Annotated in this window: 18 protein-coding genes; 10 read left to right on the forward strand and 8 right to left on the reverse strand. The window is 66.3% G+C overall.

Annotated features, from left to right (window positions below; genetic code table 11):
- The first annotated feature begins 54 nt into the window (after positions 1-54).
- On the forward strand, positions 55-1236 hold the full coding sequence (locus tag ACF8O7_RS11615) for an acyl-CoA dehydrogenase family protein (protein WP_017405188.1): 1182 nt from the start codon (positions 55-57) through the stop codon (positions 1234-1236).
- Between the two features lie 69 nt (positions 1237-1305).
- The gene (locus tag ACF8O7_RS11620; RefSeq protein ID WP_280047532.1) at positions 1306-2421 is read left to right on the forward strand and encodes an acyl-CoA dehydrogenase family protein; all 1116 of its coding nucleotides are present in this window, start codon (positions 1306-1308) and stop codon (positions 2419-2421) included.
- A 102-nt stretch (positions 2422-2523) separates the two neighbouring features.
- On the opposite strand, the gene ACF8O7_RS11625 is transcribed toward ACF8O7_RS11620, so the two are convergent.
- The 3 genes from ACF8O7_RS11625 to ACF8O7_RS11635 all read right to left on the reverse strand — a co-directional run bounded on the left by ACF8O7_RS11625 (position 2524) and on the right by ACF8O7_RS11635 (position 6957).
- Positions 2524-3471, reverse strand: coding sequence for a bestrophin family protein (locus ACF8O7_RS11625; protein ID WP_047217415.1), 948 nt, complete (start codon positions 3469-3471; stop codon positions 2524-2526).
- A 124-nt stretch (positions 3472-3595) separates the two neighbouring features.
- On the reverse strand, positions 3596-5848 hold the full coding sequence (locus ACF8O7_RS11630) for an IPTL-CTERM sorting domain-containing protein (RefSeq protein WP_280047531.1): 2253 nt from the start codon (positions 5846-5848) through the stop codon (positions 3596-3598).
- Positions 5849-6255: 407 nt separating this feature from the next.
- The gene (locus ACF8O7_RS11635) at positions 6256-6957 is read right to left on the reverse strand and encodes a response regulator transcription factor (RefSeq protein WP_016445751.1); all 702 of its coding nucleotides are present in this window, start codon (positions 6955-6957) and stop codon (positions 6256-6258) included.
- A 168-nt stretch (positions 6958-7125) separates the two neighbouring features.
- Between ACF8O7_RS11635 and ACF8O7_RS11640 the strand changes: the two genes are divergently transcribed.
- The 3 genes from ACF8O7_RS11640 (at position 7126) to ACF8O7_RS11650 (ending at position 12600) form a co-directional block, all read left to right on the forward strand.
- On the forward strand, positions 7126-9105 hold the full coding sequence (locus tag ACF8O7_RS11640; protein ID WP_280047530.1) for an ATP-binding protein: 1980 nt from the start codon (positions 7126-7128) through the stop codon (positions 9103-9105).
- On the forward strand, positions 9093-11162 hold the full coding sequence (locus ACF8O7_RS11645; RefSeq protein WP_017405185.1) for an ATP-binding protein: 2070 nt from the start codon (positions 9093-9095) through the stop codon (positions 11160-11162). Before ACF8O7_RS11640 ends, ACF8O7_RS11645 begins: the two co-directional genes overlap by 13 nt.
- A 91-nt stretch (positions 11163-11253) precedes the next feature.
- The gene (locus ACF8O7_RS11650) at positions 11254-12600 is read left to right on the forward strand and encodes a methyltransferase domain-containing protein (RefSeq protein ID WP_016445748.1); all 1347 of its coding nucleotides are present in this window, start codon (positions 11254-11256) and stop codon (positions 12598-12600) included.
- Positions 12601-12609: 9 nt separating this feature from the next.
- Here ACF8O7_RS11650 and ACF8O7_RS11655 read toward each other — a convergent pair whose 3' ends face one another.
- On the reverse strand, positions 12610-13218 hold the full coding sequence (locus tag ACF8O7_RS11655; RefSeq protein WP_016445747.1) for an HNH endonuclease: 609 nt from the start codon (positions 13216-13218) through the stop codon (positions 12610-12612).
- A 157-nt stretch (positions 13219-13375) separates the two neighbouring features.
- Between ACF8O7_RS11655 and ACF8O7_RS11660 the strand changes: the two genes are divergently transcribed.
- The 4 genes from ACF8O7_RS11660 to ACF8O7_RS11675 all read left to right on the forward strand — a co-directional run bounded on the left by ACF8O7_RS11660 (position 13376) and on the right by ACF8O7_RS11675 (position 19843).
- The gene (locus ACF8O7_RS11660) at positions 13376-14425 is read left to right on the forward strand and encodes a bifunctional riboflavin kinase/FAD synthetase (RefSeq protein WP_034399628.1); all 1050 of its coding nucleotides are present in this window, start codon (positions 13376-13378) and stop codon (positions 14423-14425) included.
- Positions 14426-14530: 105 nt separating this feature from the next.
- Entirely contained in the window at positions 14531-17386 is a 2856-nt protein-coding gene (gene ileS / locus ACF8O7_RS11665) for an isoleucine--tRNA ligase (protein WP_046238069.1), read from the forward strand.
- Positions 17387-17404: 18 nt separating this feature from the next.
- Positions 17405-17920 carry a signal peptidase II gene (gene lspA, locus ACF8O7_RS11670; RefSeq protein ID WP_046238068.1) on the forward strand — a complete coding sequence of 172 codons (516 nt, stop codon included), beginning with the start codon at positions 17405-17407 and terminating at the stop codon, positions 17918-17920.
- 258 nt (positions 17921-18178) lie between these two features.
- Complete coding sequence (locus ACF8O7_RS11675; RefSeq protein WP_016445743.1) at positions 18179-19843, forward strand: Na/Pi cotransporter family protein; 1665 nt, start codon at positions 18179-18181, stop codon at positions 19841-19843.
- Between the two features lie 21 nt (positions 19844-19864).
- On the opposite strand, the gene ACF8O7_RS11680 is transcribed toward ACF8O7_RS11675, so the two are convergent.
- Positions 19865-20689 (reverse strand): NUDIX domain-containing protein, encoded by an 825-nt coding sequence (locus ACF8O7_RS11680; protein WP_016451091.1) that lies wholly within the window; start codon positions 20687-20689, stop codon positions 19865-19867.
- Positions 20686-21666, reverse strand: coding sequence for a quinone oxidoreductase (locus ACF8O7_RS11685; protein WP_016445741.1), 981 nt, complete (start codon positions 21664-21666; stop codon positions 20686-20688). Before ACF8O7_RS11685 ends, ACF8O7_RS11680 begins: the two co-directional genes overlap by 4 nt.
- 141 nt (positions 21667-21807) lie before the next feature.
- On the opposite strand from ACF8O7_RS11685, the gene ACF8O7_RS11690 reads away from it, so the two are divergent.
- Positions 21808-22719: a DMT family transporter gene (locus ACF8O7_RS11690; RefSeq protein ID WP_016445740.1), complete on the forward strand. Its 912-nt coding sequence runs from the start codon at positions 21808-21810 to the stop codon at positions 22717-22719.
- On the opposite strand, the gene ACF8O7_RS11695 is transcribed toward ACF8O7_RS11690, so the two are convergent.
- On the reverse strand, positions 22694-25444 hold the full coding sequence (locus tag ACF8O7_RS11695) for an EAL domain-containing protein (RefSeq protein WP_046984437.1): 2751 nt from the start codon (positions 25442-25444) through the stop codon (positions 22694-22696). The genes ACF8O7_RS11690 and ACF8O7_RS11695 overlap by 26 nt on opposite strands.
- Positions 25445-25627: 183 nt before the next feature.
- Complete coding sequence (locus ACF8O7_RS11700) at positions 25628-26425, reverse strand: SDR family oxidoreductase (protein ID WP_016451090.1); 798 nt, start codon at positions 26423-26425, stop codon at positions 25628-25630.
- Positions 26426-26488 lie beyond the last annotated feature (63 nt).

A 26488-nucleotide genomic window follows, 5' to 3' on the forward strand; every position in this document is an offset into this window, starting at 1 on the left:
GTTCAAAAAAGAACGCGCGTGCTACAAAAGCCGGGATTGAAGGAGACACAGTCCATGGACCTGGCATTTACCCCTGAAGAACAGTCCTTTCGCGAGGAAGTCCGCGCCTGGGTGCGGGCCAACCTGCCCCAGGACATCGCGCACAAGGTGCGCCATTCGCTGCGCCTGACGCGCGACGACCTGCAGAACTGGGCCAAGATTCTTGGCAAGAAAGGCTGGCTGGGCTACGGCTGGCCCAAGCAGTTCGGCGGACCCGGCTGGAACGCCGTGCAAAAGCACCTGTTCGAGGAGGAATGTGCCCTGGCCTGCGCGCCGCGCATCATTCCCTTCGGCCCCGTGATGGTGGCGCCCGTGATCATGGCCTACGGCACGCCCGAGCAGCAGCAGCGCTTTCTGCCCGGCATTGCCAGCGGCGAAGTGTGGTGGAGCCAGGGCTACTCGGAGCCGGGCTCGGGCTCGGACCTGGCCAGCGTCAAGACCCGCGCCGAGCGCGTGGGCGACAAGTACATCGTCAACGGCCAGAAGACCTGGACCACGCTGGGCCAGTACGGCGAATGGATCTTCTGCCTGGTGCGCACCAGCAACGAGGGCAAGCCCCAGACCGGCATCAGCTTCCTGCTGGTGGACATGAAGAGCCCTGGCGTGACCGTGCGCCCGATCAAGCTGCTGGACGGCGAGTGCGAGGTCAACGAGGTCTTCTTCGACAATGTGGAAGTGCCGGCCGAGAACCTGATCGGCGAGGAGAACAAGGGCTGGACCTACGCCAAGCACCTGCTCAGCCACGAGCGTACCAACATCGCCGACGTGAACCGCGCCAAGCGCGAGCTGGAACGCCTCAAGCGCATCGCCAAGGCCGAAGGCGTCTATGAGGACCAGCGTTTCCGCGACGAGATCGCCAAGCTCGAAGTCGACGTGGTGGCGCTGGAGATGCTGGTGCTGCGCGTGCTGTCGGCCGAGAAATCGGGCAAGAACCCGCTGGACATCGCCGGCCTGCTCAAGATCAAGGGCAGTGAAATCCAGCAGCGCTACTCCGAGCTGATGATGCTGGCCGCAGGCCCCTTCAGCCTGCCCTTCATCGAAGAAGCCATGGAAGCCGGCTGGCAGGGCGACTTCCCCGGCGGCGTGGCGGACAACGCGCCGCTGGCATCGACCTATTTCAACATGCGCAAGACGACGATCTACGGCGGCTCCAACGAGGTCCAGAGAAACATCGTCGCTCAGACGGTTCTGGGCTGATTTTGGCTGGAGTTTCGCTGACCCCAGAAGTGCGCCGGACGCGCTTCGATCAGCTTCGGGAGACAGAAAATGGACTTTGATTTTTCGGATGACCAGCAGCAACTGCGCGACGCGGTGCGCCGCTGGGTGGACAAGGGCTACACCTTCGAGCGCCGCCGCTCCATCGTCGAGGCGGGCGGCTTCTCGCGCGAGGCCTGGGGCGAGCTGGCCGAACTGGGCCTGACGGCACTGACCGTGCCCGAGGAGCACGGCGGCCTGGGCCAGGGCGCCACCGACGTGATGGTGGTGATGGAAGAGCTGGGCCGCGGCCTGGTGATGGAGCCGCTGGCACAGGCCTTCGTGGCATCCAGCGTGCTCGGCCAGCATGCCGACGCCACCGTGGCCGGCCAGTGGCTGCCGCGCGTGGCCAGCGGCGAGGCCCTGGTCGTGCTGGCACACCAGGAGCGCCAGGCCCGTTACCGGCTCGACGTCTGCGCGGCCACGGCCGGCAAGAGCGGCGGCGGCTACACGGTGGATGCCACCAAGAGCGTGGTGCCCGCAGGCGACGCGGCCGATGCCTTCCTGGTGCCGGCCCAGCTGGACGGCAAGATCGCCCTCTTCCTGGTGGAGCGCGGCGCCAGCGGCGTCAGCACCCAGGGCTACCGGACCCAGGATGGCAGCCGCGCCGCCGAGCTGCGCTGCCAGGCGGCCCCCGCCACGCTGGTGACGACCGATGGCCTGGCCGCCCTGACACTGGCCCAGGACGTGGCCAACGCCGCCCTGTGCGCCGAAGGCGTGGGCGCCATGGAGCAGACACTGAAGCTCACCACCGAGTACATGAACCAGCGCAAGCAGTTCAACACGGTGATCGCCAGCTTCCAGGCCCTGCGCCACCGCGTGGCGGACATGAAGATGCAGCTGGAGCTGGCCCGCTCCATGAGCTACTACGCCAGCCTCAAGATGAACACGCCCGAGGCGGAGCGCCACGTGGCCATCGCGCGCGCCAAGGTCCAGCTGGGCCAGTCGCTGCGCTATGTGGGTCAGCAGTCGGTGCAGTTGCACGGCGGCATCGGCGTGACTGACGAGTACGCAGGCAGCCACTACTTCAAGCGCCTGACGCAGATGGAGATGACGGGTGGGGACACGCTGCACCATCTGGGCATCGTGTCCGGGAAGATGCAGGACACGGCCGGCGTGTTTGCCTGAGCCTCGGGTCCCGCTTCAGACCACCAGTCCCCGCAGGAAACTGCGGGGCTTTTTCATGGGCTTTTCATGGGCCTTTGCTTTTTCCCATGCTTGCCCGCCGCCTCAGGTCAGCCTGTAGCCCTCGGGCCTGAGCGGCGCGGGCAGATCCGTCTCGCCCAGCGTGCGGCCCAGGCTGATCTCGATGGAGCGGCAGATGGTGTCCAGCGGCAGGTCGTTGCTCTCCAGGCCAAAGGGCTCTTCGAGTTCATCGCCAAGGGCGTCGAGCCCATAGAAGGTGTAGGCCACGATGGCCACGACAAAGGGCGTCATGAACCCGGTCGTGTCCACCAGGCCGAACGGCAGCAGAAAGCAGTACATATAGGCCGTACGGTGCAGCAGCAGCGCATACGAGAACGGCATGGGCGTGTTGCGAATGCGCTCGCACGAGGCGGCAGCGGCCGTCATGCGCGTGAAGGTCTTGTCCATGGACGCGGCCAGACAGGGCTCCATCTCGCCACGGCGCACACACTGCGCCAGGTCATGCCCCATGGACATCATCAGTGCGTCGCAGCGCTGCTCCAGCGGCAGGGCCTGGATTTGGCGCCATTCCCTGCCCACGAGCCAGCGGCCGGCTTCGGCATCGTCGTGCAGGCCCCGCAGCTGGGACCGCAGCGAATGCGCGAAGGCAACAGCCCGGTGCACCATGCGCACGCGCACATCGCTGTCGCGACGCCGGGGATCGGGCACCGTGTCCAGCGCAATCAGGCTCTGGCACTGGCGCGCCAGCGTGCGCGCGCAGATCACCATCTCGCCCCAGAGCTTGCGGCCTTCCCAGTAGCGGTCATAGGCGGTGTTGTTGCGAAAGCCCAGGAAGATGGCCAGCGGCAGGCCGATCAGCGTGAAAGGGATGGGCGTCACCGTGATCTTCACGTCGAAGAGATTGCCATGCACCAGGGTGATGATGGCGGCAAACACGATGTTCACGAGCAGCGTGACCTGGATGCGCTGGAGCACCGAGCCCCGCAAAATCAGAAACAGCCTGAGGCCGGCGGGGCGATCACGGACGATCATGGGGCGAATGCTAGGTATAAACCCTTATTCGATCACATATTGAGCATGTCAATGGGCTGCGGCCATGCTCCGAACCAAAAAAAAGGCGCCCCGAAGGGCGCCCTGCGTCACGACCGGTTGCCGGTCACAGCGCGTTGAAGCGGCGGCGCACCATGCCCCAGCCCATGATGCCCATCAAGACGGACATCAGGATCAGGCCCCATTCGGAGAGGGTGGGGATGGAGGCGGGCGATACGGCCACGGCCACCGCGCGGGAAGCCGTGTTGTTGGCCGGGTTGGCATCTCCGGTCGCACCGGTGCTGCCCGTCAGTGCCACCGCCCCCACGGAGCTGGGCGTTCCGCTGACCGTGCAGGTCACGCTGGCGCCCGCAGGCACGGCATCCCCTGCGGACCAGGCTGCATTGGAGGGGCTGATGCGGCAAGCGCCCTGGCTGACGCCAGGCGGCAGTCCCGTGACTGCGCACGAGGTCCCTGCCGATGCATCGGCCGAGCCCTGGTTCTTGCAGACAAAACTGCCGCTGTAGGGCGTGCCGGCAGTGAACGCGGTCGGCAGGCCGCTCAGATCGACGCCCATGTCGGGCACTGCAACGGTGGACACATTCATGGTCGCGGTGTTGTTTGCCGCATTCGAATCATCCGTTGCGCCCGTGGTGCCCGTGACCGTGGACGAACCTGCGGCCGTGGGCGTACCGCTCACCTGGCAGGTGACCGTGGCTCCCACCGGCACCGCATTGCCCGCCACCCACGCGGCATTGCCGGAGCTGATGGAGCATGCGCCTTGCGTCACGCCAGCCGGCAGGCCGGTGACGGCGCAGGAGGTGCCGCTCACGGCGTTGGCCAGGCCCTGGTTGCTGCAGGTGAAGCTGCCGCTATAGGGAATGTTCAGCGGCGAGGTGGAGGGCAGTCCGCTCAGATTGACCTGCATGTCCGGCGCTGTGGTGACCGTGATGTTCGATGTGACCGTGTTGTTGCCCGGGGTCAGGTCGTTGTCGCCGCCCGTGGTCACCGTGACCGTCGAGCTGCCGCCTGGACCCGTCGGTGTGCCGGAGACCAGGCAGACCACCGTCTTGCCCGCAGGCACCACGGCGGGCTGCATCCAGGCCGCGCCGTCTATCGTGCATTGGCCTGCCGTCACGCCAGGGGGCAGACCGGAGGCATCGCAGATGGCCTGGCCTGCGCTGGCTGCACCATCGTTCTTGCAGGAGAAGCTGCCGGTGTAGGGGACGCCGACCACGGCGGTGGGCGGGAGTCCGGAGACATCAGGCACCATGTCGCTGCTCGCCGCGGGAGCCAGCAATTGGGTCTGCACCATGGCACCGAGCAGGGTCGAGGTCAGGTCGCCTCCGATGGTGTAGTTGCCGTTGTTGATCTGGTCTGACGGCGTGCCCGCAGGAACCTTCACGGTCATCGTGAACGTGCCCGACTGCCCGGGAGCCAGGGTCCCAAAGTCGCACTGTGCAGGATCTGAACTGCCCACGGCCGGGGCCGTGCAAGCGCCGCCGTCGCCGGCCAGCGACACGAACGTGGTCGGACTGATGCCCGCATCCGTGCCCACGGGCATGGCGGGCGTGACCTTCACGTTGTTCACCGGGGTGCTGCCGTTGTTCGTATAGGTATAGGTGTAGGTGATCTCCGTGCCGTCCGCCTTGGGCGCGCTGACAGGCCCGGACGCGCTGATCCACAGGGTCTTGGGCAGGGTCGTGCCGAAGTTGTCAACGTACAGATGGCCTGCGTGGCCACCGGCACTGCAGGCCGAGGCCACGGCCTGCAGCCTGACCTTGTCGCCTACCCGCAGGTAGGCATTGCCAGGAGCGACATCGTAGGCCTGGGGGTCGGTGTAGTTCTGGATGGCACCGCCCTTGTCGGTAAAGGTCTTCCAGGGTGCTCCCGGCTCGCCGCCGTAGTGGTATTTGAAGAACAACTCCTGGGGTGAGCCCGTCAGATCCGTGGAGGTCTGGGCGTCATAGGTCTTGACCAGCGAGATGGCAAAGTAGGGGCGATCCTCGCCCCCGTGATTGCTGGCGTACTCAAGCACGGGCGCCGCGACAAATCGGATGTGGATCTTGCCGTCCTGGTCGATGTCATCTGCAGTCAGCGTCACTTCCTGGGTGATGGAACTTGCCGTATTGACCTGCTGGGTCCAGCCGGCGAGTCCCCCCGTGACCTTGCTGGACCGAGGTATCACGTTGCTGGCTGGGGTAGCGCTGTTCGCCTTGAGGTTGATGCGGGCAGAGTGGGAGCCTGCCAAAGTCAGTTTGAGGGCGGACTGGCCGGCGTCACCCCGGAACAGGACTTCGTCTGCAGCGCCTTCCGAGCCGCTGGCGATTTCGACCAGATGGGACTTGGTGCCAGGTGGCTGTAGGCGCAACTCGCTCAAGCGCTTCGGATTGGCCTGGGTGCCATTGTTGGTCCATGCCTGGGGGGTCCAGCCAGTCAGGTCCCCTGCCTCGAAGTCCCCATTCAGAAATGCCGCCTGCGCAACTGCACCCACCATTGCCAGGGTGCCGGCTGCAACCAGACTTCTGGCCTGCCTCCAGGCCTTCATGCGCGGCCCTGTGGGCCGGATATGCAAACTCTGTCTCGCCATACCATTCCTCTCTTGATGTGTGTTTGATCACGGTTGAAAACTCCGACGGCCCACGCCGCCCGCCTGCGCACGCCGCCAGCACCAAGCCGCCCAAGCACGCGCACGCGCTTTTGCAGCAAAAAAATGGGCGAACGAATCCCTTCCGCATGCCCGGACGGCTGCGGTTCAAAAAGCTGAAATGGAGAAGAAAAAGGCGCCTAAGGCACGAACACCAGCCCTCGGCCGAACACGGCCCTCACCGGCAGGGCCAGCCCGGAGATATCCAGGGTCTTGCGGCGAAGCCGCGTCAGCTGCGATTCGATGCGGTGAAAACCGTCATCCACATCGGCATAGCCCATGGCCTCGATCAGGGTCTGCTTGGACACCATGGTCCCGGGGGTGGCCATCAGGCAGCCGAGCAATTCCAGCTCGCGGCTGGTCAGGGCAATGATCTGGTGGTTGGGTGCGACCATGCAGGCCGACAGGGGGTCAAGGCGCCAGGTCAGGAATGGGGCGGACGCCCTGCCCGGCTGACCGGTGTTGCGGCGAAGCTGGGAGCGGATGCCGGCCACCAGCTCGTTCATGTCGGTGGGCTTGACGAAGTACTGCAGCGCGCCGGCATTGAGGCCGGCAATGCGGCTGTCCAGATCGCCGCGTGCCGTGAGCACCACCACGGGGATCTCCTGCTCGGCCAGGCGCTTGACCAGGCTCAGCCCGTCCTCGCCGGGCAGACCCAGGTCGACGACGACCAGATCTGCCTTCTCGCGCAGTAGCTTTATGTAGAAGTCTTCTGCAGAATCCGTGCCCCAGGCATGCAGGCCAGACTTTGTTAAAAATCGACACACATTGATACGAATATCCTCGTCGTCCTCTACGACGGCGACGGTGAACTCGATCGATGGCTCTAGTGTCTGCTGCATGATGTTTGCCTATTGGTGCGCGGATTTTCATTGGGGTGAACGTCCGCCGCCATGCACGAACACTCTCGAATGCTCACAGTTCAGAGAAACACACAAAAATTTACTTTTATTGCATGGATCACGGTATCGCTCGGGCTGCTCGCATTTTTCGTGCTGAGCCCGGCAACCATGTCTCCCCCTGACAAGGGACTGCGTCTGGGCAAGGACCTGCCGATGCAGGTGCTTGCCGATGCGGGCCGCAGCATGACCATTGAACAGGTCGCGGCCCTGCCCGATGATGCCTTCGAAACCCGGCGCACGCCTCTGAACGAGGGCTATACCCGCCAGGCTTACTGGGTGAGGGTTGCCATGCCCGCCCTCGCACCCGCCAGTGCGCTGGCCGGCAATGATCCGCTGTGGCTGGAGATCACGCCCACCTATCTGGACAGGGTCACGCTCTACCAGCAGGCGCATGGCCTGTGGCAGGCACGCGAAAGCGGTGACACGGTGCCCATGGCCCAGCGCATCCATGTGCGCCAGCTGATGTTTCCACTGCGCGCCGGCCAGCCCTTTGTGCTGCGCATCGAGACCAGCAGCGCCATGCAGCTGTACGCCACGGTCTGGCGCAGCACGGGGCTGATGGCCTGGCTGTCCAGCGTGGAGTGGGCCTCGGGGGTGCACCAGGGCGTGAACCTGGTGCTGACCTTGCTGATCGCCGGCGCAGCCCTGGCCCTTCGCATGCGCAGCCTGATGGCCATGACGCTGCTGGCGTTCGTGGTTCTGACCCACAACGCCAATGTGCGCGGCTATGCCCAGCTGTGGCTGCCCGAGCCCTGGGCGCCGCATGCGGATATCTGGGTGAGCGTGGGCGTCTTCCTGCTGCCTGCCGCCTTTGCCTGGCAGGCACGCGAGACCTTGACGCGCGGCACGATCTGGCGCCGCATCGACCGCATGCTGGTGCTGCTGACCTTGGCGCCCCTGCTGGCCTTGCTCAGCATTCCCATGGGGCACTACACGCAATGGGCCTGGCTAGGAGTCAGCGTCCCCTGGATGGCCAGCATGCTGAGCGCTCTGGTGGCCTGGAAGAACCTGCTCCGCCAGGGCCCCAGCATCGTCAACCTGCTGGTGCTGATTCCCTACACGCTGCATGCGGTCATGGGCATCCACGTGGCTGCAGCGTTCACGGGGCTGGTGTCCTCCGACATCGAAGCCGGCATGTACTGGCAACTGGAATCGCTGCTGCTGTACATCCTCATCATCATTGCCGTGGGCGCCAGCCTGGTCGAGAAATTCCAGAACTCCATGGACAGGCAGGCGCAACTGGTGGATTCACTGGCCCGTTCCGAGCACGCGCTCGAAGGCCGGGTACGCACACGCACGGCCGAGCTGCTGCATGCACAGAACGCGCTGCAGGCCGCGCTGCACGGCGAACGCACCCTGCGGCTAGAGCAGCGCCAGTTCTTCAACATGGTCAACCATGAATTCCGCACGCCGCTGGCCGTGGTGGACAGCGCGGCCACGGAGCAGTTGACCTTTCCGTCCACCGACATCGACTCCCAACTGGAGCGGGCCGCCCAGATCCGGCGTGCCTGCAGGCGCCTCACGGCCCTGGTGGACAACTGCCTGGTCAGCGACCGCCTGGACGCGCCTGCGTTCCGGCTGCAGCTCGACCGGGTTCCGGTGACGGACCTGATCGACGATGCCGTACAGCTCGTGCACTGGTCGCGCCGCCATCATCTGAGGCTGGAGACTGCCGGCATCCCCGCCTCCTGGCAGTGCGATCCCACGCTGGTGCGCATCGCCCTGTCCAACCTCGTGGACAACGCCGTGAAATACGCCCAGGCCGGCGAAATCGCCGTGTGTGCCCGCCTGGACGGGCAGGGCCGGCTGGAGCTCACCGTCAGCGACGAGGGCCCTGGCCTGGCGCCCGAGCTGGCGCAGCGCATCTTCGAGCTGCACGAGCGCGGAGAGCGCTCGGACCAGACCCGAGGCTTCGGCCTGGGCCTGTGGGTGGCCCGGCGCGTGGCCCAGATGCACGGCGGCGATGTGCAGGTCACGCCAGCTGCGGGCGGCGGCACCTGCTTCACGCTGACGCTGCCCTGCAGCATTCCCGAAGACAGCGGCCTTGCCGCAGCTGCAACACAGCCCGCCTCGCCATGCGCATCCTGAACCTGCTGCGTGTCCTGAACCGTCTGGCGCTGCCGGGCTGGCTGGTGTTTTCGCTGGTGCTGGTGGTCTGCTTCATCCTCAGTCCGGCCTGGCAGTCCCTTCCAGCCAAGCGCCTGCAGCTGGGCACGGACCTGCCCATGCTGGCGCTTGTCGATGCGCAGGGCAGCCTCACCATCGACCAGGTGGCAGCACTGCCCGATACGGACTTCACCGCGCTGGACACACCGCTGAACAAGGGCTACACGCGCGATGTGTATTGGCTCAAGGTGCAGGCTCCCTATATCGCGGCCGGGAAGATCGACCCCGAGCAGGACCCTCTGTGGCTGGAGATCCTGCCCAGCTACCTGGACCAGGTCGCGCTGTACCAGTACATGGACGGCGCCTGGCGCATGCGCAGCAGCGGCGATACGGCAACCGGCGAACCACGGGTCCATGTGCGCCAGCTCGTGTTTCCGCTGTACACGGACCAGCCCTTCATCCTGCGCGTGCAGACCTCAAGCCCCATGCAGCTGGACGCCACGATCTGGCGCAGCAGCGGTCTGATGACGCAGTTCTCGGCCGTGGAATGGGCATCGGGCATCCACCAGGGCATCAACCTCATGCTGGCCCTGCTGATCATCGGGGCAGCCCTGGCCTTGCGGTTGCGCAAACTGGCCGCCATGGCCGTGGCAGCCATCGCCGTACTGATACACGGCGCCAGCGACCGGGGCTACCTGCAGATCTGGCTGCCCGACCATCTGGCGCACTGGGGCCATCTGTGCGTCAGCCTTGGCACCCTGATGCTTCCCGCCGCCCTGGCCTGGCAGATGCGCGAGCTGCTGACCCGCGACACACGCTGGCGGCGCATGGACCGGGCCCTGCTCGCCCTGGGAATCATCCCGTTGCTGTGCCTGCCAAGCATCCCGCTCGGCCGCTACCAGGACTGGGCCTGGATAGGGGTCGGCGCGCCCTGGGCCATCAGCGCGCTGTTTGCGGTGGTCGCATGGAGCAATCTGCTGCGCGATCGTGCCAGCCTGGTCCATGTGCTGATGGTCGTTCCCAGCACCATGTACGGGCTCATGGGGCTGTATGTGACGGCAGCCTATGTGGGCCTTGCCAGCCTGCCCACCATAGAGACCAGCGTTTTCTGGCAGCTCAACACCTTGCTGGTCAACATCGTGATCACCGTGGCCGTCGGCGCCAGCCTGATCCAGAAATTCCGGGACTCCATGGCACGCCAGGCACAACTGCTCGAATCCCTGGCCAAATCCGAGCATGCGCTGGAAGAGCGCGTGCGGCTGCGCACGGCCGAGCTGCTGCGGGCGCAGAACGCGCTGCAGGCGGCGCTGCACAGCGAACGCACGCTGCGACTGGAGCAGCGGCAGTTCTTCAACATGGTCAACCATGAGTTCCGCACGCCGCTGGCCGTGGTGGACAGTGCCGCCACCGAGCAACTTTCCTTTCCCTCCCCCGACATCGACTCCCAGCTCGAACGCGCCGCCCAGATCCGGCGCGCCTGCAGACGCCTCACGGCCCTGGTGGACAACTGCCTGATCAGCGACCGCCTGGACGCTCCCGCCTTCAGGCTGCAGTTGCACCGCGCTCCCGTCATGGAGCTGGTCGATGATGCCGCGCAGCTCGTGCACTGGTCTCGCCGCCACCGTCTGCGCCTGGACAGCGCGCAGGCGCCCGCCATCTGGGAGTGCGACTCCACGCTCATCCGCATCGCACTGTCCAACCTCGTGGACAACGCCGTGAAGTACGCCAAGGCCGGAGAAATCACCGTGCGCGCGCGCACCGACGACCGTGGTCAGTTGGAACTCACCGTCAGCGACCAGGGCCCAGGCCTGGCGCCCGAGCTGGCGCTGCGCATCTTCGAGCGCTTCGAGCGCGGCCACCGCTCCGACCAGGCCCGCGGCTTCGGCCTGGGCCTGTGGGTCGCCCGGCGCATTGCGCGACTGCATGGCGGCGACATACAGGCGGCACCTTCACCGGAGGGCGGCACGAGCTTCACGCTCACGCTGCCGCCGCATCCCGCTCCCGCTGCGCAGTCCAAAACCTTGCAGACAGCGGCTTGAAACAAGGCGCCCTGGAGAATCCACGATAATGAAAAGTTAGCCACTGGCGCAATCCCTGTTTGGAACGCGTGCTCCAAGCCACCTCCGGCCCATGCGCCCGCGCACACCTATTTTTCTGTCCATGAGCGTTATCTCTACCCCCGTCGACATCAATCGCAAGCATCTGGAAGCGGCCCGCCAACAGATTGAGCAAGGCAATCTGAAGAAAGCCGCACAGACCCTGAACAAGGCCCAGCGCCAGATGCCGAACGACGCACGCGTCTTCATGTTGGCGGCGCTGATGGCGGAGAAAGCCGGCAATCACGCCAAAGCCGAAGAGACATTCGAACGCTGCCTCGAACTGGCGCCCATGTGGGGACCAGGCCTGCTGGAAACCGCGCTCTATCGGGCTCGTCGCAGCCAATTCGATTCTGCTCTGGAACTCGCTGAGAAAGTGGCGCGCATCGAGCCTGGAAATCCGCAGGTACTGGCAGGCGTGGTGGACATCGCCCACCGCGCCGGTCATACCGCAATGGCCGTGGAGCACCTGCGCAGAGGCTTGGAGCTATTTCCCGGCGACACCATGCTGCGCCAGTATCTGGCCAACGATCTGAGCAGCCTGCAGCAACACGCCGAGGCAGGGCAGATCTGGGACGCCCTGGTACAGGAGCAGCCCGAGCAGCCGTCACTGCGCATTGGCCGAATCAAGGCCTGCATCGCACGCGGCGAGCCTGCTGCGGCACAGCCTGACATCCGCATGCTGCAGGAACGATCCCCCGAGGATGCCACGCTGATCTACTACGCAGCCCTGGCCCGGGGCGAAACCCCGGCACACCAGCCTGTTGAGATGCACAGGCCCTTGTTCGACGGAATGGCCGAGCAATACGATATGCACATGGTGCGTGGCCTCGGCTACCAGCTGCCCAAACGCGTCGCAGAACAGTTGGTCGCGCGCAATCCAGAAAAGGACTTTAACCTGCTGGACCTGGGCTGTGGCACAGGCCTGCTGGGTGTCTGTCTGGGCTCCATGCAGGGCTTCCTGATCGGCGTGGACAGTTCCGTGAAAATGATCGAACAGGCGGCACGGCACGGCATCTATGACCGTTTCCACAACGTGAGCCTGCTGGATGCCCTGCGCGACACTCCGGACAGCGAGTATGACGTGATCACCTGCCTCGATGTACTGATCTACGTTGGCGATGCAGCTACGGTCATCCCCAATGCGGCGCGCATTCTGAAGACGGGTGGCGAATTCATCTTCTCCTGCGAAACTGCGCCAGAAGACGGCCCCGACCTGGTGCTGCAAAACAGCCAACGCTACGCCCACAAGCGCAGCCATATCGAAGCACTGTGCAAGCAAGCGGGCTTCAGCGTATCGACCGAGGAACTGGTGCTGCGGCAGGAAGGCGGGCAACCGGTTCAGGGCTTCGTCGTGACCGCAACCAAGACCGCTGCCTGACAGTTCTCATCAAGCCCACGCCACCTCGTGCGTGGGCGCACCACCGTCCCCGACAAGGCTATCGCGCGCCCAGCGCGAGCTTCTGGGCACGTGCAGCAGCAGAAACTCCATCTGGTCCGCCAGAATCCGCCGGTTGCGCAGAATGAAGTCTTCCCAGAGGCTGGGTACATAGGGCGTGTAGAGTAGGGGCATGCGCGCCTGTTCAGGCGTGCGGGCGCCCTTGCGGTGGTTACAGGAACGGCAGGCAGTCACCAGATTCATCCAGTGATGGCCGCCGCCTGCGGAGATGGGCACGATGTGTTCGCGCGTGAGGTCGTTTTCGTGGAAGACCCGGCCGCAGTAGGCGCAGATGCAGCGGTCGCGTGCGAACAGCTTGCCGTTGGTCAGGCCCGGCTGCAGGCTGTGCGGATTGATGGAGGGCGCACCGCGCGTGCCGATGATGCTGTTGATGTGGATGACCGACTGGCAGCCCGTGACGGCATTGTGGCCACCGCGGAAACAGGCGACTTCCCCGCCGGACTCCCAGCGCACATCGTCCGCCGCGTAATGCAGCGCCGCCTGCTCCAGCGTAATCCAGGATTGGGGCAGCCCTTGGGCCGACAGCTTCAAGACCTTCACGACACGCCTCCTCTGACACCAAGGTGAACGGGAATGCAGCCAGTGCACAGGGCCTGCAAGGCAGGCCTTATCGAGGCAATATACTCTGTTTCCGTGTCGGATTGACAGCCTGCGCTGGCTGCGCGCGTGCCAGCCGCTATTGAAAACAAAGCGTCCCATGAAGATTTTTCGAGGCTTCAACCATCCAGGGCGAGAACCGGCCTGCGCCGTCACCATCGGCAATTTCGATGGTGTTCACAGGGGTCACCAGGCCATGCTGGCCCTGCTGTCGGCTGAAGCTGCCCAGCGTGGCGTGCCCACCTGCGTGCTGACCTTCGAGCCCCATCCGCGCGACTACTTCGCCCAGGCCCTGGGCCGGCCCGAGATCGCGCCGGCGCGCATAGGCACGCTGCGCGACAAGCTGTCGGAGCTGCAGCGCTGCGGCGTGGACCAGACCGTGGTGCTGCCCTTCAACCGGGCGCTGGCCAGCCAGGCGCCCCAGGCCTTCATCGATGAGGTGCTGGTGGCCGGCCTGGGCGCGAAATACGTGCTGGTCGGCGACGATTTCCGCTTCGGCGCCCAGCGCGCGGGCGACTACGCCATGCTGGACGCGGCAGGCCAGCGCCAGGGCTTTGACGTGGCCCGCATGAACAGCTACGAAGTGCATGGCCTGCGCGTGTCCAGCACCCATGTGCGCTGCGCCCTGGCCGAGGGGCGCATGCAGGATGCGGCGCGGCTGCTGGGTCATCCCTACACCATCTCCGGCCATGTGGTCCACGGGCGCAAGCTGGGCCGCAGCCTGGCCGAAAGCCGCCAGGGCGCGGGCGACGGCTTTCGAACGCTGAACCTGCGCTTCAACCATTGGAAGCCCGCGGCCAGCGGCATCTTCGCGGTACTGGTCCACGGACTGCATGAGCGTCCTCTGCGCGGCGTGGCCAACCTCGGTGTGCGCCCTTCCCTGGACCCGACGGATGTCAACGGCGGGCGCGTCCTGCTGGAAACCCACTGCCTCGATTGGCCCGGCGCGCCGGGTGGCGAAGAGGCCTACGGTAAAATCATCCGCGTGGAACTTCTGCACAAACTGCACGACGAGCTGAAGTACGACAGTCTCGACGCCCTCACCGCCGGCATCGCCAAGGACTGCGATGACGCGCGCGCGTTCTTCGCCACCATCCACACACCCATCTACACCGAGACCCGTCGCCAGACCACGCGCGACCGAATTTGACGATCTCCGTCACCTGCCCGGGCGCGGGTGCGCACCAGGCTTCCTCCCCTTTTTCCCGTGCCTGGACCAGACGGTCCGGGCTCTGGCCTGCTTTCAAGGTTCTCCATGTCTGATTCGAAAGTCTCTCCCAACGCCAATGCGGGCTATCGCGCCACGCTGAACATGCCCGACACGCCCTTCCCCATGCGCGGCGATCTGCCCAAGCGCGAGCCGGGCTGGGTCCAGGAATGGGAGGACAAGGGCATCTACAAGAAGCTGCGCGATGCGCGCCACGGTGCGCCCAAGTTCATCCTGCACGACGGCCCGCCCTACGCCAACGGCAAGATCCACATCGGCCATGCGGTGAACAAGGCGCTCAAGGACATGATCGTCAAGAGCCGCCAGCTCGAGGGCTTCGACGCCATGTACGTGCCGGGCTGGGACTGCCACGGCCTGCCCATCGAGAACGCCATCGAAAAGCTGCATGGCCGCAATCTGCCGCGCGACGAGATGCAGGCCAAGAGCCGTGCATTCGCCACCGAGCAGATCGCCCAGCAGATGGTGGACTTCAAGCGCCTGGGCGTGCTCGGCGACTGGGACCATCCCTACAAGACCATGAACTACGCCAACGAGGCCGCCGAGCTGCGCGCCTTGAAGCGTGTCATGGAGCGCGGCTTCGTCTACCGCGGCCTCAAGCCGGTGTACTGGTGCTTTGACTGCGGCTCCTCGCTGGCCGAGTTCGAGATCGAGTACGCCGACAAGCAAAGCCAGACGCTGGACGTGATGTTCCCCACGGCCGAGCCCGACAGGCTGGCGGCCGCCTTCGGCCTGACCTCGCTGGCCAAGCCCGCCTTCATCGTCATCTGGACGACGACGGCCTGGACCATCCCCGCCAACCAGGCGCTCAACGTCAACCCCGAGCTGGAATACAGCCTGGTGGATACCGAGCGCGGCCTGCTGATCGTGGCCTCCGCCCTGGTCGACAAATGCCTGGCACGCTGGAAGCTCGAAGGCCAGGTCCTTGCCACCGCCGTGGGAAGGAAGCTGGACCACCTGCAGTTCAAGCACCCGCTGGCCCACGTGGACAAGGGCTTTGACCGCGTCTCGCCCGTGTTCCTGGCCGACTACGCCACGGCCGATGACGGCACCGGCATCGTGCACTCGGCCCCCGCCTACGGCGTGGACGACTTCAACAGCTGCATGAACAACGGCATGACGCGCGATGACATCCTGAGCCCCGTGCAGGGCAACGGCGTCTACGCACCCGAGCTGCCGCTGTTCGGCGGCCAGCACATCTGGAAGGCCGTCCCCGTCATCATCGATGCGCTCAAGCTGGGCGACCGCCTGCTGGATACCACGACCATCACCCACAGCTACCCGCACTGCTGGCGCCACAAGACGCCGGTGATCTACCGCGCCGCCGCCCAGTGGTTCATCCGCATGGATGAGGGCGAGGGAGTGTTCACCAAGCCCGGTGACAAGCCCGCGCAGACGCTGCGCCAGATCGCGCTGGAAGCCATCGAGCACACCCAGTTCTACCCGGAGAACGGCAAGACCCGCCTGCGCGACATGATCGCCGGCCGGCCCGACTGGTGCATCTCGCGCCAGCGCAGCTGGGGCGTGCCCCTGCCCTTCTTCCTGCACAAGGACAGCGGCGAACTGCATCCGCGCACCATGGAGATCATCGACCAGGCCGCCGCCATGGTCGAGCAAGGCGGCATCGAGGCCTGGAGCCGCGTGACGGCCGAGGACATCCTGGGCGCCGAGGAAGCCGTGCACTACACCAAGAGCACCGACATCCTCGAAGTCTGGTTCGACTCCGGCTCCACCTTCTGGCATGTGATGCGCGGCACGCACGCCGACATGCACCACGACCAGGGCCCCGAGGCCGACCTTTACCTGGAAGGCCATGACCAGCACCGCGGCTGGTTCCATTCGTCGCTGCTGCTGGCCTCGGCCATCTTCGGGCGCGCGCCCTACCGCGGCCTGCTGACCCACGGCTTCACCGTGGACGGCCAGGGCAAGAAGATGTCCAAGTCGCTGGGCAACACCGTCGCCCCGCAGGACGTGAGCAACAAGATGGGCGCCGAGATCATCCGCCTGTGGGTGGCCTCGACCGACTACTCGGGCGACCTGGGCATCGACGACAAGATCCTGGCCCGCGTGGTGGACGCCTACCGCCGCATCCGCAACACGCTGCGCTTCCTGCTGGCCAACGTCAGCGACTTCGACGCGGCGAAAGACTCGGTTCCCACCGAAGAGCTGCTGGAAATCGACCGCTGGGCCCTGGCCCGTGCGGCCCAGTTCCAGGCCGAGGTGCTGGCCCACTACAAGGTCTACGAATTCCACCCTGTGGTGGCCAAGCTGCAGCTGTTCTGCTCGGAAGACCTGGGCGGCTTCTACCTGGACGTGCTCAAGGACCGCCTGTACACCAGCGCGCCCAAGAGCCTGGCCCGCCGCAGCGCCCAGACCGCGCTGCACCAGATCACGCACGCCATGCTGCGCTGGATGGCGCCCTTCCTGTCCTTCACGGCCGAAGAGGCCTGGAAGGTCTTCGGCGACAGCGAGTCCATCTTCCTGGAGACCTACACCGACCTGCCGGCCGGCGACGAGGCCCTGCTGGCCAAGTGGGCCCGCCTGCGCGAGATCCGCGACGTGGTGAACAAGGACATCGAGGCCGTGCGCGCCGAAGGCCGGGTCGGCTCCTCGCTGCAGGCCGAAGTCCGTGTCTCGGCCCAGCCCGAAGACCTGGCCCTGCTGCAAAGCCTTGGCGACGACCTGAAGTTCGTCTTCATCACCTCGGCCGCCGAGGCCCTGGCGGGCGAGACGCTGCAGGCCGCCGTCACACCCAGCAGCCATGCCAAGTGCGACCGCTGCTGGCACTACCGTGCCGACGTGGGCATCAATCCCGAGCACCCCAGCCTGTGCGGCCGTTGCGACAGCAACCTGCACGGTGCCGGCGAAGAGCGCCGCAAGGCGTAATCCCACCGAGGCGCTGCCATGACCCCTAGCTTTGCCGCAGTCCCCGAATCCCGCAGCCGCCGCATCTGGCCCTGGCTGGCCTGGTCGCTGGCGATCATCGCCATCGACCAGCTCACCAAGCAGTGGATCCTTGATGCCTACCAGCTGGGCGACTGGACGCCGATCACGGGCTTTTTCAACATCGTGCGGGCCCACAACACGGGCGCGGCCTTCTCGTTCCTGGCTGGAGCCGGTGGCTGGCAGCGCTGGCTGTTCGTGGGCATCGGCGCGGCGGCCACGCTGCTCATCGTCTGGCAGTTGCGCAAGCATCCGGGGCAGAAGCTGTTTTGCTTCTCGCTGGCCAGCATCCTGGGCGGTGCCATCGGCAACGTGGTGGACCGCCTGCAGCACGGCTACGTGGTGGACTTCCTGGACTTCTACTGGGGCCGTTCGCACTTTCCGGCCTTCAATGCGGCCGACATCGCCATCAGCGTGGGCGCGGCCCTGCTGATCCTGGACGAGGTGCTGCGCGCACGGCGGGCCAAGGGCACCTGATCTGATCCCTGCCGCAACCGGAGCCGCCGCCAGCCCCTCTTGCGAGGGGCTTTTTCATTGAGGGGGCCACCGGCTGCATGCCGGCGGGTTTTCCTCGGGTTTTCCTGAGTGCGTTTTGGGTCAACCGAAATTCTTTTCGATTCGTTTTATTTCTACAATTTTCCTTATTTCGCACCAAACTGTGCGCTCATGCGGCCGACTCTCCTGCGCGCAAGCCGGGACCGGGGTTATATTGGTCCGCTTCTCCGCTCACAGCACATGAAGCACTTACTCAATCTACTGGCCGCCATCGCCCTGCTGGTCTGGGGCACGCACATGGTCCGCACCGGCGTGCTGCGGGTGTTCGGCGCCAACCTGCGCAACCTGCTCGCCCACAGCATGAGCAACCGCTTCTCGGCCGCGCTGTCGGGCCTGGGCGTGACTGCGCTGGTGCAGTCGAGCACGGCGACCTCGCTGATGACCTCGGCCTTCGTGGGCCAGGGCCTGATCTCGCTGCCGGCCGCGCTGGCCGTGATGCGTGGCGCCGACGTGGGCACGGCGCTGATGGCCGTGCTGTTCTCCACCGACCTGTCCTGGCTGTCGCCGCTGTTCATCTTTGTCGGCGTGGTGCTGTTCATCACGCGCCAGGACACCACGGCCGGGCGCATAGGCCGCGTGCTCATCGGGCTGGGCGTGATGCTGCTGGCCCTGCGCCTGGTGGTCGATGCCACCGAGCCGCTGCTGGAAGCCCCCGCCGTGCGCACCCTGCTGGCCTCTGTCACCAGCGACATCTTCATGGAGCTGCTGCTGGGTGCGCTGCTGGCCGTGATGGCCTATTCCAGCCTGGCCATCGTGCTGCTGATCGCGGCCATGGCCAGCTCGGGCGCGATTCCCATGGAAGTGGCGCTGGGCCTGACGCTGGGCGCCAACATCGGCAGCGGCCTGGTGGCCGTGCTGACCACGGCCAAGTCCAGCGTGGAAGTGCGCCAGGTCACCATCGGCAACATGCTGTTCAAGATCATGGGTGTGGCCATCGTGGCGCCCTTCCTGGGGCTGTGGGCCACCTATGTGATGCCGCTGATCGACGGCAAGGGCCAGAACATCGTGCTGTTCCACCTGGCCTTCAACATCTTCAACAGCCTGTGCTTCATCGGCCTGACGCAGACCGTGGCGCGCTGGGTGACGGCCCTGCTGCCCAAGCCCGAGGCCAGTTCCACCAGCCTGCTGCGGCCCCGCCACCTGGACCCCTCGGCGCTGAGCACGCCGTCGCTGGCCATTTCCTGCGCCGCGCGCGAGGCCCTGCACCAGGCCGACATGGTCGAGTCCATGCTGATCGGCATGCAGCGCGTGCTGGAGACAGACGACCTCAAGCTGTCCCAGGAGCTGCGCGAGCTTGAAGGCACGGTGGACGACCTGTACTCGGCCATCAAGTACTACATGACCAAGATCTCGCGCGCCGAACTGGATGAGCGCGAGGGCCAGCGCTGGACGGAAATCATCAGCTTCACCATCAACATGGAGCAGATCGGGGACATCATCGAGCGCGTGCTGCTGGACATCGAGGACAAGAAGATCAAGAAGGGCCGCCAGTTCTCCGAGGCCGGCACGCAGGAGATCCGCGAGCTGCTGCACCACCTGCTGGACAATCTGCGCCTGGCCATGAGCGTCTTTCTCAACGGCAATGTGCGCGAGGCCCAGAAGCTGCTGGAGGAAAAGGCGCGCTTTCGCGATCTGGAACTGGCCTACTCGGCCACCCACCTGGCCCGCCTGTCCGACAACACCGTCTCCAGCATAGAGACCAGCTCGCTGCACATCGACCTCATCAGCGACCTCAAGCGCATCAACTCGCTGCTGTGCTCTGTGGCCTATCCCATCCTGGAATCGGCCGGCGCCCTGGCGCCCAGCCGGCTCAAGGAATCGGCGCTGGACAAGGCGGCGCGCTGAGGCGCCGCAAGCCTTGCCCGGTCACCAGCCCAGCCAGGCCGCCAGCACCTGGGCGGCCTCGGGCGTGAAGCGGTCCTGCAGCAGCCATTGCACGAGCTGGTCGCGCTCTATCAGTGCAAAGGCCTGCACCTCGCCATCCTGGTTGCTGGGCTCCAGCGCAGCCGGCACGGTGGCGCTGAACCAGTCGATGCGTTCGCGCATGAAGCCACGGCCCTCGGCCTCGTCGCTGGGGCGCTCGAACAGTACGTGGCCGCCATGGCGCAGGCCCTGCAGCTCGCCCACGCGCAGGCCGGCCTCTTCCCAGGTTTCACGCTGCACGGCTTGTTCCAGGGTATCGTGCGCGGCCACCATGCCGCCCATCAGCGTGTCCCACATGCCGGGGTTGGTGGGCTTGCTGTCGGCGCGCTGCTGCACCCAGATGCGGCCGTCGGCCGTCTCGCCCACCAGGTGCACGGCCAGGGTGGCAATGCCCAGCGGACGCACGGCGCCACGCTCCACGGTGCCAATGCGCTGACCCTGCACGTTGCACACGGCCAGTTGCTCATCGCGCCAGGGGCCGCTGTGGCCGCAGGCTCGCAGCACGCGTGCCAGGGCGTTGAGCAGGGCCGTGGCATCACCTTCGCCCTGCAGGTGCCAGTGGCCGGCCTGCTGCCGCAGCGCCACGCCATGGGCCTGCATCACCCCGTCCGGCAACTGCGCAGCCAGCCCATCTTCCAGCGAACCGATTTCCTCTGCCGCCACCTGAAGCGGCCGGCGCGGCTGCAGCGCAGGCTGGCGGGTTGCGGCGCGCACCCGGTTCAGCCATGCCTGCACGCCTGGGTCGGCTGGGCTCTTTTCCCCGTTCATGGCAGCAAGATGGTGGAGCCCGTGGTCCTGCGTGCCTCCAGGTCCAGATGGGCCTGGCGCACTTCAGCCAGCGGATAGCGCTGGTCGATGTGGATCTTCACGGCACCGCTTTCCACCACGGCGAACAAATCGTCGGCCATGGCCTGGGTGGCCTCGCGGCTGGTGATGTGGGAGAACAGGGTCTGGCGCGTCACATACAACGACTTGGCGGCCAGCACGGCGGGTGCGAAAGGCGCCACGGGACCGGATGCGTTGCCGAAGCTGACCATCAGCCCAAAGCGCCGCAGGCAGGCCAGCGAGCCTTCCCAGGTGTCCTTGCCCACGCTGTCGTAAACCACCTTCACGCCCTGGCCGCCCGTGATTTCCTGCACGCGTTCGGCGAAGTTCTCGCTGCGGTAGTTGATGGCATGGGCCGCGCCGTTGGCCAGTGCCAGCGCGCACTTCTCGTCCGAGCCTGCCGTGGCGATGAGCTGCAGGCCCATGGCCCTGGCCCATTGGCAGGCAATCAGGCCCACGCCACCGGCCGCCGCATGGAACAGCACGGCATCACCCGGTGCCAGGCCCTCCACCGGAATGCATTTCTTGAGCAGGTACTGGGCCGTCAGGCCCTTGAGCATCATGGCGGCAGCCGTCTCGAACGCGATGGCGTCGGGCAGGCGGCACACGCACATGGCGGGCATGACACGCACTTCGCTGTAGCTGCCCGGCGGATTGCTGGCATAGGCCACGCGGTCGCCCACGCCCAGGTGCTGCACGCCCTCTCCCACGGCCTCGACCACGCCTGCGCCCTCCATGCCCAGGCTCAAGGGCATGGGCAGCGAGTACAGGCCCGAACGCTGGTAGACATCGATGAAGTTCAGGCCCACCGCATGGTGGCGTATGCGCACCTGGCCCGGCCCGGGCTCGCCCACGGCGACCTGCACCAGCTCCAGGACTTCGGGGCCGCCGTTGTGGCGGATCTGCACTGCAATACCCATGGGATGCACTCCTGCAAAAAACCAACAAGAGCGGCATCGTGCCATGTTTCGGGAGGCCACGCGCAAGACGCTGCACCGGGCCCGCACAGGACTGGCGCAAGGCCGGCAAAGAGCGTTCGCAGCACCTATAGTGGCGGGCCTATGAGCCACACGAGCCCGCCGCTGAAGCTGTCCACCGCCGCCATCCTGACGCTGCCGCCCCTGTTGTGGGCCGGCAACGCCATCGTGGGCCGCCTGGTCCATGACCTGATCTCGCCGTTTGCGCTGAACTTCCTGCGCTGGGCCATTGCCTTTGTCCTGCTTGTGCCGCTGGCAGGATGGGCACTGGGCCGCAGCAGCGGCACCTGGAGCCACTGGCGGCAGTTCGCCGTGCTGGGCCTGCTGGGCATCGGCTGCTACAACGCGCTGCTGTATCTGGCGCTCAAGACCTCGACGCCGCTGAACGTCACCCTGGTCAGCTCCAGCATGCCGGTGTGGATGCTGGCCCTGGGCCGCATCGTCTGGGGCATTCCCGTCAGCCGGCGCCAACTGCTGGGCGCACTGCTGTCGATGCTGGGCGTGGCCGTGGTGTTGTCGCGCGGAGATCCTGAGCTGCTGCTGCATCTGCAGCTCGTGCCCGGCGATCTGTTCATGGTGCTGGCCACCATGGTCTGGGCCCTCTACACCTGGCTGCTGTCCAAGGCGCAGGTCCCGCAACGGCTGCGCTCGGACTGGGCAGGCTTTTTGCTGGCCCAGATGGTCTTCGGCCTGGTCTGGTCCGGCCTGTTCACGGGCGGCGAGATGGCCATGGGGCAGTTCCACATTCAGTGGGGCTGGCCTCTGGGCGGGGCACTGCTGTTCATCGCCCTGGGCCCGGCCATCCTGGCCTACCGTTTCTGGGGGCTGGGCGTGCAGCGCAGCAGCCCGGCCGTGGCGGGCTTTTTCGGCAATCTGATCCCGCTGTTCACCGCCCTGCTGTCGATCGCGCTGCTGGGCGAAGCGCCGCGCCTGTACCACGGCCTGGCGTTCGTACTCATCGTGGGCGGCATCATGGTGTCTTCGCGCCGGGGATAGCCTTGGGCAGGCCGTGTGCCGCGGTGCGCACGGGCACCTTGGCCAGCAGCTGTTCGAACGCGCGGATGGGAACGGGCGGGCTGAACAGATAGCCCTGGAAGTACTCGCAGCCGTAGTGCGCCAGCAGGGCGCGCTGCTCCAGCGTTTCCACGCCTTCGGCGATCACATCCAGGTTGAGGTTGCGAGCCATGCCGATGATGGTCTGCACGATCACATCGTCGGTATGGCGCATGCCCAGGTGGCGCACGAAGGACTGGTCGATCTTGAGCTGGTTCAGCGGCAGCTGGGTGAGGTAGGTCAGCGAGGAATGGCCGGTGCCGAAGTCGTCCATGGAAAAGCACACGCCATGGCTGCGCAGCTGCTTCATCTTGGCGATGGACTCCTGCACGTTCTCGATCACCAGCGACTCGGTCAGCTCCAGCTTGAGCAGATGGGGGGCGATGCCTGCGCTGCGCACCTGCTCGATGACCTGGGAGGCAAAGTCCTGGTGGCGAAACTGGCGGGCGCTGACATTCACGGCCACCTGCAGATGGCGCAGCCGCGCATCCTTTTGCCAAGCGGCCAGCTGCTCGCAGGCCGTGCGCACCACCCACATGCCCAGCGGCACGATGATCTCGCTTTCCTCAGCCACGGCGATGAACATGCCGGGCGGTACCAGGCCGCGCTCGGGGTGGCGCCAGCGCAGCAGGGCTTCGGCACCGATGACCTCGCCTGCCAGCGTGAACTGGGGCTGGTAGTGCAGCTCGAACTGGGACTGCGCCAGGGCCTGGCGCAGGTCGCCCTCCATGCGCACGCGCTGGTGGATCTCCACCTGCATCTGCGGATCGAAGAAGCACAGGCCGCTGCCGTTGCGCGCCTTGATCTGGTACATGGCGATGTCCGCCTGCTTGAGCAGCTCGGCCGCCGACTGCGGCTGGCGGCCGAACAGCGTGGCGCCAATGCTGCAGGCGCTGCGGTGCAGGTGGGCACCCAGCACATAGGACTGGTTGAGCCGAGCCAGGATCTTCTCGCCAATGCGCTGGGCCAGCGTGGCCGCCTCGGCAGGCTCGTGCGACAGCTCGCAGAGCATGACCACGAATTCATCGCCCCCCAGGCGCGCCACCGTGTCCGAAGAGCGCACGGCGCTGCGCAGCCGGTGCGCCACCTGCTGCAGCAGTTGGTCGCCCACTTCATGGCCCAGCGTATCGTTGAGCATCTTGAACTGGTCCAGGTCCAGGAACAGCAGCGCCCCGGTCCAGCCTTCGCGCGCAGCCAGCACCGTGGCCTGGGCCAGGCGGTCCAGCAGCAGGCGGCGATTGGGCAGGCTGGTCAGCGGATCGTAGAAGGCCAGGCTTTCGATCTCGGCCGTGGCCAGCCGGATATCGGTGACATCGTTGTAGGTGATGACCACGCCGCCCTCGGCAGCCGGGCGCGCCGTCATCTGCACGAAACGGCCGCTGGCCAGTTGCTGCTCCATGGGGACGCCAGGACGCAGCACCAGTTGCCGGTGCAGGTCCTTCGCCTCATCGATCTGCTCCGGCGCCGCCACCAGACCCACGGCGCTGGGGCTGGCATCCAGCAGGGATTGCAGGGGCCGGCCGGGCTCCAGCTGATCCGCATGCCATGGAAACATCTCCTCGTAGCAGCGATTCCAGCGCAGCACGCGCTGCTGTGAATCCAGCAGCAAAAAGCCGCTGACCATGCTGTCCAGCGCCTGGTCCAGCCATTGCTCGGAGCGCTGTGCCTGACGGCGCGCGGCATGCAGGCGATCCATGTAGCGGTGGACCGTCCAGCCCAGTATGGCCAGCAGCACGCCGAAGATCATCACGGCCAGCACCATCAGCCAGGCCGCCACACGCCAGCCCGCCAGCACGGAGGACATGGGCAGGCTGGCCGTGACCCACAGATTGCCCTTGGGCAGCGGATGCGCGGCCACCAGGGCGGGCACGCGGCTCAGGCGTGCGGCCATGGGCATGACGCCGCTGGACGCCAACTGCGATGTCGCCGGCAGCAACCGCGCAGCCGAGGCCTCGCCGTAGGGGGGCATGGACAGCAGCAGCTCGCCGCTGCCCTGCTCCAGCGTGACTTCCAGTCCGTCCAGCACGCCGCCCTGGGCCAGCACCGCGCCCAGCGCCGCCACCGGCACCTGCATCAGCACATAGCCACCCTGCTGCGCACGGCTCAGCGGGCGCACCAGATAGAGCATGCGCTCGCCGCCCGGCGGCTGCGGCGCCACGGAGGGCGGGCTGGCCAGCAATTCTGAGCGGCTTTGGGCCGCAAGGCGCTCCCAGGCCTGGGCCGGCAGATCAATGGCCGGGCCATCGCCCGAAGCCGCCAGCTCGCGGCCCTTGGAGTCGTGCACGGAGGCGCGGCGCGCCAGCGTGTTCTGCCGCTCCATGGCGTGCAGCATCTCCTGCAGTTGCGGCTGCGAGGCCGATGCGGGATCGCGCGAACCCAGCCATTCATCCACCCCCATGGCCAGTGCGTCCAGGGATTCAAGGCTGCGGCTGATGGCCGCCTCGGTGCCGAGCACAAAGCGCACCAGGCGCAGCGATGCCTCTTCCTGCGCGGTGGTGCGCATGCCGCTGAGCAGCCAGACGACGGCGGCCGCCAGGGCCACCGTCAGCAGCACGAGCATCAGGCCCAGGGTATGGCGCACGCCTGGGGGACTGAGCGCAGCCGCCGGGCGCGCGGAGGGGCCTGCAATCGCCTGCGACCAGTCCGTCTGGTGGGACAGTTCGCTCATCTCCCGGCTCCCTGCATGGCATGCGACATGGGCAGGCTGCGGCGAGGCCGCTGGCCGCGATGCAGGGCCGGGGCTTTCAAGACCGCCCCTGTCCGCCGCCCGTTTGCAACTGCGCGGCCATGCCTGGCACTGTCCGGGGCTTGCAGGCTCCGGAGGCGGTCATGGTCGCAGTGCCCTGGCGCATCAGAAGGTTCCTGCGTACAGGCCGCCGTCGGGCAGGATGTTCTGGCCCGTCATGTAGCCTGCGTGGGCGCTGCACAGGAAGGCGCAGATGGCGCCGAATTCCTCGGGCGTGCCGAAGCGGCGCGCCGGCACCTGGGATTGCTGCACCAGGCGCACATCGTCCAGGCTCTTGCCGCTCTTGTTGGCGGCGGCCGTGAAGGTGGTGCGCAGGCGGTCGGTGTCGAACTTGCCGGGCAGCAGGTTGTTGATGGTCACGCCCTTGGCCGCGATGCCGCTGCGCGCCAGGCCCGCCACAAAGCCCGTGAGGCCGCTGCGCGCGCCGTTGGACAGGCCCAGGATGTCGATGGGCGCCTTCACGGCGCTGGACGTGATGTTGACGATGCGGCCGAAGCCGCGTGCCGCCATGCCGTCCACCGTGGCCTTGATCAGCTCGATGGGCGTGAGCATGTTGGCGTCCACGGCCTTGAGCCAGGCCGCGCGGTCCCAGTCACGGAAATCGCCGGGAGGCGGGCCGCCCGCATTGGTGATGACGATATCGAAATCCACGCCCGGGCCGCCGGCGGCCGACAGCACGGCGGCACGGCCTTCCTCGGTGGTGATGTCGGCGGCAACGGCCAGCACCTTCACCTGCGGCGCGAGGGCCGCAAGGCTGGCCGCGGCCTCCTGCAGGGCCTCGGGATTGCGCGCATTGATCACCAGGTTCACACCCTCTTGCGCCAGCGCCTTGGCACAGCCAAAGCCCAGGCCCTTGCTGGCGCCACATACCAGGGCCCACTTGCCCGCGATTCCCAGATCCATGTCTCACTCCTGAACAAACACAACCTTGCTCGATCCTTGCAGAACGGCAGCGCACATTGTGCG

It is taken from the genome of Delftia sp. WSY_16 (assembly GCF_043104415.1).
Taxonomy (GTDB): Bacteria; Pseudomonadota; Gammaproteobacteria; order Burkholderiales; family Burkholderiaceae_C; genus Comamonas; species Comamonas tsuruhatensis.

Excerpts from the sequence above, each read along its gene's own strand:
- ACF8O7_RS11690 (WP_016445740.1), top strand. The coding sequence starts at position 21,808 with ATGAGCCACACGAGCCCGCCGCTGAAGCTGTCCACCGCCGCCATCCTG.
- ACF8O7_RS11645 (WP_017405185.1), top strand. The coding sequence starts at position 9,093 with ATGCGCATCCTGAACCTGCTGCGTGTCCTGAACCGTCTGGCGCTGCCG.
- ACF8O7_RS11625 (WP_047217415.1), bottom strand. The coding sequence starts at position 3,471 with ATGATCGTCCGTGATCGCCCCGCCGGCCTCAGGCTGTTTCTGATTTTG.
- ileS (WP_046238069.1), top strand. The coding sequence starts at position 14,531 with ATGTCTGATTCGAAAGTCTCTCCCAACGCCAATGCGGGCTATCGCGCC.
- ACF8O7_RS11620 (WP_280047532.1), top strand. The coding sequence starts at position 1,306 with ATGGACTTTGATTTTTCGGATGACCAGCAGCAACTGCGCGACGCGGTG.
- ACF8O7_RS11660 (WP_034399628.1), top strand. The coding sequence starts at position 13,376 with ATGAAGATTTTTCGAGGCTTCAACCATCCAGGGCGAGAACCGGCCTGC.
- ACF8O7_RS11635 (WP_016445751.1), bottom strand. The coding sequence starts at position 6,957 with ATGCAGCAGACACTAGAGCCATCGATCGAGTTCACCGTCGCCGTCGTA.
- ACF8O7_RS11640 (WP_280047530.1), top strand. The coding sequence starts at position 7,126 with ATGTCTCCCCCTGACAAGGGACTGCGTCTGGGCAAGGACCTGCCGATG.
- ACF8O7_RS11675 (WP_016445743.1), top strand. The coding sequence starts at position 18,179 with ATGAAGCACTTACTCAATCTACTGGCCGCCATCGCCCTGCTGGTCTGG.
- ACF8O7_RS11695 (WP_046984437.1), bottom strand. The coding sequence starts at position 25,444 with ATGAGCGAACTGTCCCACCAGACGGACTGGTCGCAGGCGATTGCAGGC.
- ACF8O7_RS11680 (WP_016451091.1), bottom strand. The coding sequence starts at position 20,689 with ATGAACGGGGAAAAGAGCCCAGCCGACCCAGGCGTGCAGGCATGGCTG.
- lspA (WP_046238068.1), top strand. The coding sequence starts at position 17,405 with ATGACCCCTAGCTTTGCCGCAGTCCCCGAATCCCGCAGCCGCCGCATC.
- ACF8O7_RS11650 (WP_016445748.1), top strand. The coding sequence starts at position 11,254 with ATGCGCCCGCGCACACCTATTTTTCTGTCCATGAGCGTTATCTCTACC.
- ACF8O7_RS11700 (WP_016451090.1), bottom strand. The coding sequence starts at position 26,425 with ATGGATCTGGGAATCGCGGGCAAGTGGGCCCTGGTATGTGGCGCCAGC.
- ACF8O7_RS11615 (WP_017405188.1), top strand. The coding sequence starts at position 55 with ATGGACCTGGCATTTACCCCTGAAGAACAGTCCTTTCGCGAGGAAGTC.
- ACF8O7_RS11685 (WP_016445741.1), bottom strand. The coding sequence starts at position 21,666 with ATGGGTATTGCAGTGCAGATCCGCCACAACGGCGGCCCCGAAGTCCTG.